General features: G+C 66.8%; 12 protein-coding genes. 6 read left to right on the top strand and 6 right to left on the bottom strand.

What is annotated here, in order from left to right:
• Positions 1-53: 53 nt before the first annotated feature.
• Positions 54-1,385, top strand: coding sequence for a fumarylacetoacetase (gene fahA / locus ACEN96_RS09315; RefSeq protein ID WP_495587739.1), 1,332 nt, complete (start codon positions 54-56; stop codon positions 1,383-1,385).
• Positions 1,386-1,477: 92 nt separating this feature from the next.
• Positions 1,478-2,236 (top strand): DUF481 domain-containing protein, encoded by a 759-nt coding sequence (locus tag ACEN96_RS09310; protein ID WP_495587738.1) that lies wholly within the window; start codon positions 1,478-1,480, stop codon positions 2,234-2,236.
• 33 nt (positions 2,237-2,269) lie between these two features.
• Here the strand turns inward: ACEN96_RS09310 and ACEN96_RS09305 are convergent, their stop codons facing one another.
• Both ACEN96_RS09305 and def read right to left on the bottom strand, forming a co-directional pair.
• Positions 2,270-4,318, bottom strand: a complete 2,049-nt coding sequence (locus ACEN96_RS09305; protein ID WP_495587737.1) for a DUF6600 domain-containing protein — start codon at positions 4,316-4,318, stop codon at positions 2,270-2,272.
• A gap of 112 nt (positions 4,319-4,430) precedes the next feature.
• Positions 4,431-4,967, bottom strand: coding sequence for a peptide deformylase (def, locus tag ACEN96_RS09300; RefSeq protein WP_495587736.1), 537 nt, complete (start codon positions 4,965-4,967; stop codon positions 4,431-4,433).
• A gap of 96 nt (positions 4,968-5,063) precedes the next feature.
• Here def and ACEN96_RS09295 point away from each other — a divergent pair, with 96 nt between their 5' ends.
• Complete coding sequence (locus ACEN96_RS09295) at positions 5,064-6,056, top strand: MBL fold metallo-hydrolase (RefSeq protein ID WP_495587735.1); 993 nt, start codon at positions 5,064-5,066, stop codon at positions 6,054-6,056.
• 25 nt (positions 6,057-6,081) lie between these two features.
• Here ACEN96_RS09295 and ACEN96_RS09290 read toward each other — a convergent pair whose 3' ends face one another.
• Positions 6,082-6,558 carry an ankyrin repeat domain-containing protein gene (locus ACEN96_RS09290; protein ID WP_495587734.1) on the bottom strand — a complete coding sequence of 159 codons (477 nt, stop codon included), beginning with the start codon at positions 6,556-6,558 and terminating at the stop codon, positions 6,082-6,084.
• 53 nt (positions 6,559-6,611) lie between these two features.
• On the opposite strand from ACEN96_RS09290, the gene ACEN96_RS09285 reads away from it, so the two are divergent.
• On the top strand, positions 6,612-7,121 hold the full coding sequence (locus tag ACEN96_RS09285) for a GNAT family N-acetyltransferase (RefSeq protein ID WP_495587733.1): 510 nt from the start codon (positions 6,612-6,614) through the stop codon (positions 7,119-7,121).
• A 238-nt stretch (positions 7,122-7,359) separates the two neighbouring features.
• The gene (locus ACEN96_RS09280) at positions 7,360-7,791 is read left to right on the top strand and encodes a hypothetical protein (protein WP_495587732.1); all 432 of its coding nucleotides are present in this window, start codon (positions 7,360-7,362) and stop codon (positions 7,789-7,791) included.
• A 447-nt stretch (positions 7,792-8,238) separates the two neighbouring features.
• Here ACEN96_RS09280 and ACEN96_RS09275 read toward each other — a convergent pair whose 3' ends face one another.
• Positions 8,239-9,075 (bottom strand): hypothetical protein, encoded by an 837-nt coding sequence (locus ACEN96_RS09275; protein ID WP_495587731.1) that lies wholly within the window; start codon positions 9,073-9,075, stop codon positions 8,239-8,241.
• Positions 9,076-9,236: 161 nt separating this feature from the next.
• Here ACEN96_RS09275 and ACEN96_RS09270 point away from each other — a divergent pair, with 161 nt between their 5' ends.
• Positions 9,237-9,617: a tetratricopeptide repeat protein gene (locus tag ACEN96_RS09270; protein WP_495587730.1), complete on the top strand. Its 381-nt coding sequence runs from the start codon at positions 9,237-9,239 to the stop codon at positions 9,615-9,617.
• 45 nt (positions 9,618-9,662) lie between these two features.
• Here the strand turns inward: ACEN96_RS09270 and ACEN96_RS09265 are convergent, their stop codons facing one another.
• Positions 9,663-10,541, bottom strand: a complete 879-nt coding sequence (locus ACEN96_RS09265) for a helix-turn-helix transcriptional regulator (RefSeq protein WP_495587729.1) — start codon at positions 10,539-10,541, stop codon at positions 9,663-9,665.
• A complete protein-coding gene (locus tag ACEN96_RS09260) occupies positions 10,538-10,939 on the bottom strand; it encodes a VOC family protein (protein ID WP_495587728.1) in 402 nt (133 codons plus the stop codon). Before ACEN96_RS09260 ends, ACEN96_RS09265 begins: the two co-directional genes overlap by 4 nt.
• Between the last annotated feature and the right edge of the window lie 109 nt (positions 10,940-11,048).

Below are 11,048 nucleotides of genomic sequence, written 5' to 3'. Positions count from 1 at the left end.
TCCGGCTTGCCGCGCCCGCTCCATCGATGATCAGAACAATGAAAGCAGATCCCATGACCGCCCTCGCCGACCTCGACCACACCCACGACCCCGCGCTGCGCAGCTGGGTCGCGTCCGCCAACACGCCGGACACCGACTTCCCGATCCAGAACCTGCCGCTGGGCATGTTCCGGGCCGCCGGCGCCACCGGCTCGTTCCGGCCGGGCACGGCCATCGGCGACCAGGTGCTGGACCTGATCGCCGCGGCGGAGCTGGGCGCGCTGTCCGAATCGATGGGCGCCGTGCTGCGCACCTGCGAGGGCCTCGGGCTGAATCCGCTGATGGCCATCGGACCGGCGCTGCGCCGGCAACTGCGCCATGAGCTCGTCGCCGCGCTGAACGCCGACGCGGGGCCGAAGCAGTCGACGCTGCTCACGCAGGCGCTGACGCCGATGACCGATGTCGAGATGACGCTGCCGTGCCGCATCGGCGACTACACCGACTTCTATGCCGGCATCCATCACGCGACGACGGTGGGCAAGCTCTTCCGTCCGGACAACCCACTGCTGCCGAACTACAAGTGGGTGCCCATCGGCTATCACGGGCGGGTCTCGTCGATCGGCGTCAGCGGGCAGACCTTCCGCCGTCCGGTCGGGCAGACCAGGGCGCCCGATGCCGAGACGCCGGCCGTCGGTCCGATCAAGCGGCTCGACTACGAACTGGAAGTGGGCGCGCTGGTCGGCACCGGCAACGCGCAGGGCCATCCGATCGCGATCAGCGAGGCCGAGCAGCACCTGTTCGGCCTGGTGCTGCTGAACGACTGGTCGGCCCGCGACATCCAGGCCTGGGAGTACCAGCCGCTGGGGCCCTTCCTGTCGAAGAGCTTCGCGACGACGCTGTCGCCCTGGGTGATCACGATGGAGGCGCTCGCGCCGTTCCGCCGCGCGTTCACGCGGCCGCAGGGGGATCCGCAGCCGCTGCCCTACCTGGATGGCGACGCCAACCGCGAGCGCGGCGCGATCGCCATCACGCTGGAAGTCCATCTGCAGACGCGCGCGATGCGCGATGAAGGCGTCGCGCCGGTGAAGCTGATGCAATCCGACTTCGCCGATGCGTACTGGACCGTCGCACAGATGCTGACGCACCACGCGAGCAACGGCTGCAACCTGCAGCCGGGCGATCTGTTCGGATCGGGCACCATGTCCGGCCCGGCAGCGGACCAGGGCGGCTCGCTGCTCGAACTCACGCAAGGCGGCAAGCAGCCGATCACGCTCCCCAATGGGGAGCAACGCGTGTTCCTGCAGGACGGGGACAGCGTCGCGCTGGCCGGCCGCTGCGAGGCGCCCGGCCGCCGCGCGATCGGCTTCGGGCCGTGCATCGGCACGGTGCTGCCGGCGGTGGGCTGAGGCCGCGAGCGCCCGCGCGCTCACAGTCGGAAACACGACAGGACCGGAGGTTGCCAGCCCGGGGCATGTTCACTCGTCCGAAAGGAACCGACATGCCGCCGACGCGCCTCCTCGCCGCCGCCTGCCTGACTGCCCTCCCCGTCCTGGCCTTTGCGCAGGTCACCGTCAAGACCGACGGAGAGTGGCGCGCCCTGCTCACCGCGGGCGCCAGTGTGTCATCCGGCAACAGCGATTCGACGACGATCAACCTGAGCGGCGAAGCCGTGAAGGCCACCACGTCCGACAAGCTCACCGTCAACGGCCGTGCGCTCTACGTCAAGAACAACGACGCCGACTCCGAACAGCGCTATGCGTTCGGGACGCACTACCAGCGCGACCTCAACGACCGGGTGTTCGGCTTCGGCCAGTTCGACGCCCTGAAGGACGAGCCGGCCAATCTGTCCTCGCGGCTCTCCGTCGGCGCGGGCGCCGGTTATCACCTCATCAAGCGCGACGACCTGACCTGGGATGTCTCCGGCGGTCTGGGCTACACGCGTGAGCGCTATGTGGAGCCCGAGATCGTCGACGGCGTCACCCGCAGCAAGTACGGCAACATCGAGTTGCTGCTGGCCGAGGAGTCGAATCACAAGATCTCCGACAACACCACGCTCAAGCAGCGCCTGGCCTACCTGCCGGATCTGCGCAACAGCGGCGAGTTCCGCGCCACCTTCGATGGCGGCGTGTCGGTGGCGATGACCAAGCGGCTCAGCCTCACGGCCACCGTGCAGCACCGCTACGACAGCAATCCCGGCGAAGGGCTGAAGAAGAACGACACGCTGTTCGTCACCGGCGTGTCGTTCAGGGTCGATTGAGCCGCGCCGCGCGCTGAGGCGGCATCCGGCGCTTCAGCGTTCCTGCTGCCGCGGCGGACCATCGCCGCGGCTTCGCGGCGGCTCGACACGGGGCGGCTCGGCGCGAGGCGCCGCCGGACGCGCCGGTTCCGCGCGGGGCGCTTCCATCCGCGGCTGCGGCATCGGCATCGGCCGAGGCGCCTCGATGCGGGGCGGCTCGGCGCGCGGGGCCTCGATCCGCGGCTGCGGACGCTCGAAGCGCGGCTGCTCGGCTCTGGGCGCCTCGAAGCGCGGCTGTTCCGGGCGGGGCGCCTCGATGCGGGGCTGCTCCACGCGCGGCTGCACCGGCGGCGCGACGCGCACCGCGTCCTGCCGGTCGCGCTGGCCATCGCGTTGGCCGTCCCGCTGGCCATCGCGGCCGCGATGGAACCAGTCACCGCGATCACCACGATCGCCGCGGTCGCCTCGATCGGCGTTCTCCGGGGAGCGCTGTCGCCAGCCGTCGCGGTCGCCCTCGCGGCGTTCCGACGGACGCTGCGCATCGGGTCCGCGAGATGGCGCCGCGGGCTGAGGCGTCACGGCAGGCGTCTGCGGCATCTGCGGCGGCTGCGGACGCACGGCCGTGGCCTCGGGCTCCGGCCGGATCACGCCGCGCACCGGGCGGTTCTCGCCGGGCCGAGCCTCGCCAACGCCGTCCGGCCGGCCGTCGTGGTTCCGGTCGAAGAAGGGGCGGCCCTCATTGCGTCCGTCCGGCTTGCCATCGCCATTGCGGTCGATGAACGGCCGGCCATCGGGGCGGCCTTCCGTCTGATTGCCGGGCCGCGGCGGCCACGAGCGCTGCGGCTGCAGCGCGGCGGTCGGCAGCGGTCCGGCCACTGGCCGCTGCGTGAAGAGCGAGCCATGCTCGCGCTCATGCCGGTAGACCGGCGGGCGCTCGCCGGGCCGCACGGCGGTGGCCAGAAGGGGATTGGGATTCACGCGGCGCCAGTATTCGGGGCTGTGGCGGTAGGACGGGATCCAGGCCTCCCGCGGCGCCAGCGGCACCCAGGCGCCGTAGCGCGGCGGCGGCGGACGGCGGCCGCCGATGACGACCCCCACCGAGACCGACGGCCCCACCCAGCCCACCAGCGCCGGCGCGTACGCCGGACGGCGCACGTACGGCCCCGGCACCCAGCACCAGCGGTCGCGCCAGTAAGCCCAGCGGCCGTAGTGGAACGGCGCGAAGCCCCAGGGCATGTCGTCGACCCAGGTCCAGCCCCAGCGCGAACTCCACATCCAGCGGCCGTAGCGATATGGCGCCCAGTCCGACACCACGACGGTCGGCACCCACACGGCGCCGTAGTCGGTGCTCTGCTCCCAGGCGCCGTAGCGTGCGAGGTCCTCGGAACCGGTCATCTCGGGCGACACATAGGGCACCGGCGTGCCGCTGCCGACCAGCGGCTGCACCGTGTCGCGGCTGTCCTCCAGCATCAGGCGCGCGAAGCCGTCCTGGCGCAGCGGCTGGCGCTCGGTGCGCGGACCGTTGTCCCACCAGAACTCGGCCTGCTCATTGGTCGTGAGCCAGACCGGCTGCGCATCGGTCGCCCGCGATTCGAACCGCAACTTGCCCTGCCAGGCCTGCGCCTCGCTGCCGCGGTCGAGTTGCGTGACGCGGTACAGGCCCTCGCGTTCGAACGCGAAACGGCCCTCCAGCGTGCGCAGCGTCCATTCGTCCGCCGAATCCTGGCCGCGCAGCCGCACGCCCACCGAGCCCTTGGCGATCTGCACCGCCACGCGGTTGTCGTTCAGCGCGTTGAACTCGATTTCGCTGCGCTGGTCCACCCACAGCGTCGAGGCGCCGATGGTGATGGTGGCGCCGCCGCCGTCATCGGCGCGCAGGCGGTCGCCGTCGCCGATGGTCTGATTGCGCTGCATCTGCACCCATTCGCGCTCTTCGGCGTCGTAAAGCCAGACGGTGCCGCTCACCTCGGCGAGGCGCCCCGCGCGCGCGGGCGGATCGGCCAGCGCCGGCCCGTGCGCGAGCAGGGCCGCCAGCGCGATCAGCAGCAAGGCCGTGGCCGCCAGCCAGCGCGGCATCGGGGAACGGTTCAAGGTGTGGGTCATGGCTGGAAACCTCCGCCGGAAGCCGGCGGCATGCGGGGCGCGGAGTGCCGCGATCGTTTCTTAACGCGCCGCCGACGCCGCGGTGCACGCCTGCTTACAACTTGACGCCCTGTTAATCGTCTGTGTTCGGGTCCAGGCCGGGGAAAAGGATCTCGGTGAAGCCGAAGCGGCTGAAGTCCTTGATCCGCATCGGATACAGCGTCCCGACGAGGTGATCGCACTCGTGCTGGACGACGCGGGCGTGGAAACCCTCGGCCTCGCGGTCGATGGGCTGGCCGTGCTCGTCGACGCCGCGATAGCGGATGCGGCTCAGGCGCGGCACGACGCCGCGCAGCCCGGGCACGGACAGGCAACCTTCCCAGCCGTCCTCCATGGCGTCCGAGAGCGGCTCGATGACCGGGTTGATGAGCACCGTCATCGGCACCGGCGGCGCGTCGGGGTAGCGCTCGTTGCGCTGGAAGCCGAAGACGACGACCTGCAGGTCCACGCCGATCTGCGGCGCGGCCAGGCCCGCGCCGTTGGCGGCCTTCATCGTGTCGAACATGTCCTCGAGCAGCGACTTCAGCTCGGGGGTGTCGAAGGCCTGGACCGGCTGGGCGTGGCGCAGCAGGCGGGGATCGCCCATCTTGAGAATCTCGCGAACGGCCATGGCGGCTTCCTTTGCGGTGACATGCGGGCGACGGCGCCGGACGGCGGCATCGCGTAATCTGCGGACCATTCTAAGAACGCCATCCAGGAGACTCCCTTGAGCGCCTCGACCGCCCTGCCCGCTTATCTGGAACCGCTCGGCCACGGCATCTACGCCATCGACACGGCCTTCCAGCGCGACCACTTCGATGCGGCCTTCCTGATCGTCGACGGCGGCCGCGCGGCCTTCATCGACACCGGCACGCGACACGCGCTGCCGCGGCTGCTGGGTGCGCTGGAGGTGCTGGGCCTGGCGCGCGACGCGGTGGATTGGGTCATCCCGACCCACGTGCACCTGGACCACGCCGGCGGCGTGGGTCCGTTGATGGCGGCGCTGCCGGCGGCGACGCTGCTGGTGCATCCGCGCGGGCTGCGGCACATGGTCGATCCGTCGGCGCTGTGGGCGGGCGCGCTGGCCGTGTATGGCGAGGAAGAGATGCGCCGCTCCTACGGCGAGCTGGTCGGCGTGCCGGAGTCGCGCACGCAGGCGAGCAGCGACGAGCAGCGCATCGCGCTGGGCGGCCGCACGCTGCGGTTGATCGACACGCCGGGGCATGCGCGGCATCACCACTGCATCTGGGACGAGGTCAGCGGCGGCTGGTTCACGGGGGATACCTTCGGCCTGTCGTACCGCGAGTTCGACGATCCCGTGCGCGGCGCCTGGATCATGCCGACCAGCACGCCGGTGCAGTTCGACCCGGACGCGCTGCGCGCATCGATCGCGCGGATGATGGCCGTCCATCCGACGCGGATGTACCTGACGCACTACAGCCGCATCGGCGAGGACGCGGCCGATGTGGAGCGCCTGGCGGCGCTGCTGGTGGCGCAGATCGACGAGATGGCGGCGATCGCGCGGCGCTTGAAGGATGCGCCGGACCGGCACGCGGCGCTCAAGCGCGAGCTGCTGGCGCTGTTCCAGCGCCGCGCCGCGGAGCACCTGACCGAGCCGATGGCGCCGACGCGCGTGGCCGCGCTGCTGGCGATGGATGTCGAGCTCAATGCACAAGGGCTGGCGGTGTGGCTCGACAAGGAGGACAAGTCGGGGCGGTGAAGGCGTGGAGACGTGGAGACGTCGATCAGAGTCCGGGAATCTGGGAGCAAGCCCAAGTGGCCATCTCGTCCTTCTCGAACTCGGACAGGTAATCGACCAGGCCCTGCCCGTCGGATCCCACAGCGAATGGGTCAGCGCCCGCAGTCACGAGCCAGACGAAGAGCTCCTTATAGCCAAGCGCCGCGACCTCGAACAGGATTGGCTCGCCAAATGAGTTCCTGGTGTTGATATCCGCTCCGCGCGCATGGAGCCAGGAGACCGCCGCTTGATCGTTCTCCACGGCGAGAAAGTGAAGCACCGTTTCGCCGATGCCATTCGTGAGATGGATCAACTCGGGTCGGGCCTCCACGAGAGCGACGGACCGCTCGTAGTCCTGGGCATGAAGCGCATTGCGGAGGTCATACCAGGCGGGATCGGTTTCGGTCATGGTTCCCAACATAAGGTGGCCACCGATGAGCAGTTCAAGAAACTGGTCCGGCGTGTAGCCTTCAATAAGCAGCATCGGTCCTCAGTGACTGATGTCCTTCCTGGGTGCCATTCGGGTACAACTCGCGGATGAACTCTCCCGTCACTCTCACGGCAGTATCGCCAGCGGATGGACCACTGCTGGACAACCTCTGGCAGTTCTACGAGCTGGAATCATCGGCCTGGTCTCATGAAGACATCGATGCCAACGGCCGGTTCAACTCCTTGTTCGAATTTCTCAGCCACCTGGGCGACGCTGACGCGTTGCAGAAAGGCTATCTCATCCGCTACGAGGGAAACCTTGCCGGACTGTTCGTCGAGAGCCTCCAGCAACTGGAGGAAACGACGATCAAGAAGTTCGCCGATGTTTACGTCCTGCCTAAGTTCCGCGGACGCGGTATCGCTTCGGAGGTAGCTCGCCAAACCGTCCTGGCTTCTGAAGAACCGTGGCTGATCGGCGTGTTTCGCGACGACCTGAACGCGATCCGCTTCTGGGAGCGTGCATTCGAGCGCCTGCCGTTCTCATCGGTCAAAGAGCTTCTGCCGCCCGAGTATCCGGAGCTGCGCGAGTTTATCGTCAACGACGCCAGCCGCCTTTGAGCCATCTTAGGACGCTCTGAGAGTCCGCACAGTGCCAGATATCTCACCTGCATGTTGTGCCGAAGAGGGTGTTCCCGCTGTCAGAGGGTAGCGACAAGACGACGCCATCCACCTAGCCGCTAGACTCAGCGCCACGAGAGAGAGAACACCACGGCGAACCAGCGGGACAGTAGCAGCCCCGGGGCCTCTCACCACGGGTAACGGAAATATCACAGACCGTCAGCTCATCGATAAGCGCTTGAACAAGTACAAAACTCTCCAGTCTGATAGTGAACGCAACCAGCACAGTTTGGAGTTCAATCGCCACCAGGAATCGGAAAAGCTCCTGCATTTCATCAAAGCAGAGAAGTCCTACTTCGAAGCGCGCATTAACCCGACTCACCTCCACTCCGTGATCTGCGTGAGGGGCAAACATAGTAATGATCGCATTACTTCACAGTCCGGAGCCTTCCTGCTGTTCGGCAACGAGGCAAGCTTCAACGAAGAAGGATCAACGGATATCCGCGTTCAACGCATCACGATTAAGGACAAGGCGGAAATCCTAAGGGACCTAAGGTTGCTGAACATCACAGAGAGCACGGTTTTTCCCAACATCGAAAGTTCAGCGAACGACATCAAGAACAAGCACATGACCCGCGATGTCGAAGTTGCTGACCCGCAAACCAAGTGAGCTGAGCACATGGGCCTTTCTCGCCAGATCACACTTCAATTCCCCTTGCGGGGGGCATTGACTTTGAGCACGAGCTGCTTGAACCGCAACACGGGGGTAAGCTTGACGGCAATTGCGGCCTGGGGAAGTCCACCAAAGTTGAAGGTCCGATTTACTTGGGACGACGACTCGGGTAGTTCAAACTCAAAGGAGATCTTCAGCGCTTGGTAAGGCGGCAGCGTCTTGCATTCCCGAATAGCAGTTGAGAGGCAACTAACAGAAGATACGCCTCTACCTTTTCAACTGAGCATGCCCTCTCACCGGTCCGTCGTCCCGCGTCCATCGTCTCCCGCAGACTGGGTAGTCGATCCCACCGAAGAGGCAGGCACTGTTGCGAGCTCAACCTCGTGAGCATCGGTCTTCCTCCTATGCGCTCCAACCAGTCTTATGCCGACGGTATTTGACCCTTTAACGGGCTTGCATAGGGCTCCGTTGGTCGGGGACCTCGGGCGGTGAAGCAAAAAACATCCGATACCGCTCAAGGATCTCCTTGGAGACAACGCGCTGCACTTCACGCCGGGTCAAATCGTTGGCAGTGCCATTGAAACCTGACAGACGGAATCCAAATCGGCGGGCTTCGGCGCACGATGCCTTCTCCTCGTTCCGCCATGCGTCCAGATCAAACTCTTTCGGAACCACAAGACTGAACCCCCTGTCTTGCAGAAGGATGATCAGATCTTCTCGCTCTCGATTTGCCAGGAGCCCCTCCGAGATTCTCCTGACCTCGTGGAACTCTTCATCGGTCACGCGGATCGACCCGCGGGGAGCTATCAGGTCAGGCGCCAGCAGCCCCGCCACTCCATAGATCTCGTGCAGCACAACGGCTCGTTGAAGAAACACGTTTTCTCTTTTGAGCCAAGCCATCACCTCTCGGTCCTCCAAGGCCGGAGCACGGCCATCAAAGGACGGAATTTGCCACCCGTAGGTGTCTGAAACAACGTGGTCCTTGCCTTTGAAGGCGTCCTGAATGGCCCGACAGAAGGACCTCATCAGCCCCGAGTACTCCGTCAGAGCCTCCCGGACTGCAAGCTGCCTGTTCGACGATTTCTGCAGCTCCCACGACCATCGGCTCAGGAACTCCGGACGCATCAAGGCTTCCGTGTAAAGACCGCAGGTGTACTCCGCGACCAACGGTGTCGGAAGGATCGCTTCGGAGACTTCACTGATGTTGTGCTGTGCAGCCTTTGGCAGCGTGCACATCAGTACCAGCGCGGCCGCAGCCATAACGCATCTGAAATTCTTCATTCTTTCCCTTCCCCGAACACAAGATCCATACATTCTGCGTTCGACAGCGAGCGATGCGAGTGCCGCCAATCCATATTCAAACGGCGAGCATCCCCTTTCAGTTCTCAAGGCAATTGCCGGCCGTGCGCGGGGCCATCTCCGCGATGCGCCATGCTCCCGCCATGACGAACGTTCAAGACGACTCCGCACCTGCGGCGCCGCCCAACCTGCGAGCGAACCTCGAGCGCTTGCTGGCCAGTGGCCGCGATGGCGCCATGCTGCGCTACGGCCTGGGCCAGGCGCTGCTGCGCGAAGAGCAGTTCGATGCCGCCGAACTGCATCTGCGAGAGGCCACGCGGCTGGATCCGGCGTACTCGGCGGCATGGAAGCTGCTCGGCAAGGCGCTTGAGCGGCTGGACCGCGGAGAGGAAGCTGAAGCCGCGTGGCGACACGGCCTGGAGGTCGCCCGGGAGCGCGGCGATCTGCAGTCGATCAAGGAGATCGAGGTCTTCCTCAAACGGCGCGCGAGAGCCCGGCAGGCCGCGGCGGACGACGGGCGTTGAGTCGGCGGGCAGTCAACGGAATGAGCGACGGGGGCTCGTCCTTCCTCACAGGCCCCTCGCATGTCCCCGCACCGCGGTCGGCGCGAAGCCGAAGCGATCGCGGAAGCGCACCGCGAACCGTGATGGCGATTCGTACCCGACCTTCGAGGCGATCTCGGATACCGGCCGCGACGTGGCCTGCAGCAGCACCAATGCCGAGGCCATGCGCACATCGGCGATCAGCTCCCGCAGCGTGACGCCCTCGGCCGCGAGGCGGCGCCGCAACGTGGCCTCCGACATCGCCAGCGCCCTCGCGATGGTCCCCGAGTCCCAGTCCCCATCGAGCTGCGACGACAACATCGCCCGGATCTGCCCCGAGACTTTCGCGTCGTCGGGTGGGACGCGCAAGACCAGCCCTTGCGCGAGCAGCCAGTGCGCCACTTCCAGCAACTGCTGGCGCACCACCGACTCCGGCCGCGACGGGTCCGGCGCCAGGCCGCACCGCGCGCGCTCGAAGGCGTCGGCCAGTCCGCTCGACACGCGCCGCAGCACGGCCGTCGGCGGCATGGCTGCGTCCGCGGCCGACACGCGCTGCGCGGTGGCGAGGTAGAAGGGATCGTCCAGCACCGTCCCGCCAAACATCAGCCAGCGTGCTTCATAGCGCTCGCCGTCGGTGACGCGGTTGTGGAAGTCGACAGTCTGCCCGCCGGCCAGCAGCAGCATCTGGCCAGGCAAGGCCCGGATCGCGCCCCCGCGCGCGGCCTTGACCGACTTGATGCCCCGATCGACGAGGATCACGGCCGGCCGTTCGACGCGGATGCGCACGATCTCCAGGCCCTCTCCCTGCATCACATGGGCGGCCACGCCCAGACCGGGCCGGACATGCAGGCTTCGTGCGAGTCCGGCGCCGGAGGCCAGCGCCGCGCTGGCGCGTGCGGCGCTCAAGATGCCGGGTTCACGCGATGGACGGCGCACAGCTTGTTGCCATCCGGGTCGCGGACATAGGCCAGATAGAACTGGCCGAGCGAATCGACACGCAGGCCGGGTGGCTCTTCGATCGAGACGCCGCCATTCGCGACGGCCGTGTCGTGGAAGGCATGGACCTGCTCCGGCGACACGCATCGGAAGGCGATGGTGCCGCCGTTGGAGCAGGTCGCGGGCTCGTTGTTGATCGGCTGCGAGATGCCGAGCGTGCCGCCGTCGTGGCGGTAGAACAGCCGCCGATGGCCCGACCTGGCCTGGTGCGGCATCGCGCCGCCCGCGCCGAGCACGCCCAGGACCTGGTCGTAGAAACGCTGCGAGCGCTCGATGTCGTTGGTGCCGATGACGATGTGATTGAACATGAACACTCCTGATGGAAGACGCTTCCAGTGTAGGAAGCGCCGGTCATCATGGCTCGCCTCGAGCGCTCAAGTTTGGTGCTGATCCGCTCAGGAGCGATCGCAAGGCGGA

This window comes from Roseateles sp. Mitsp63, assembly GCF_059491535.1.
This window is presented reverse-complemented; position numbering and strand designations above follow the sequence as displayed.

Bases quoted from the DNA above. Each gene is read 5' to 3' on its own strand.
- ACEN96_RS09290 (WP_495587734.1), bottom strand. From the start codon at position 6,558: ATGCTGCTTATTGAAGGCTACACGCCGGACCAGTTTCTTGAACTGCTC.
- fahA (WP_495587739.1), top strand. From the start codon at position 54: ATGACCGCCCTCGCCGACCTCGACCACACCCACGACCCCGCGCTGCGC.
- ACEN96_RS09260 (WP_495587728.1), bottom strand. From the start codon at position 10,939: ATGTTCAATCACATCGTCATCGGCACCAACGACATCGAGCGCTCGCAG.
- def (WP_495587736.1), bottom strand. From the start codon at position 4,967: ATGGCCGTTCGCGAGATTCTCAAGATGGGCGATCCCCGCCTGCTGCGC.
- ACEN96_RS09310 (WP_495587738.1), top strand. From the start codon at position 1,478: ATGCCGCCGACGCGCCTCCTCGCCGCCGCCTGCCTGACTGCCCTCCCC.
- ACEN96_RS09305 (WP_495587737.1), bottom strand. From the start codon at position 4,318: ATGACCCACACCTTGAACCGTTCCCCGATGCCGCGCTGGCTGGCGGCC.
- ACEN96_RS09285 (WP_495587733.1), top strand. From the start codon at position 6,612: ATGAACTCTCCCGTCACTCTCACGGCAGTATCGCCAGCGGATGGACCA.
- ACEN96_RS09275 (WP_495587731.1), bottom strand. From the start codon at position 9,075: ATGAAGAATTTCAGATGCGTTATGGCTGCGGCCGCGCTGGTACTGATG.
- ACEN96_RS09270 (WP_495587730.1), top strand. From the start codon at position 9,237: ATGACGAACGTTCAAGACGACTCCGCACCTGCGGCGCCGCCCAACCTG.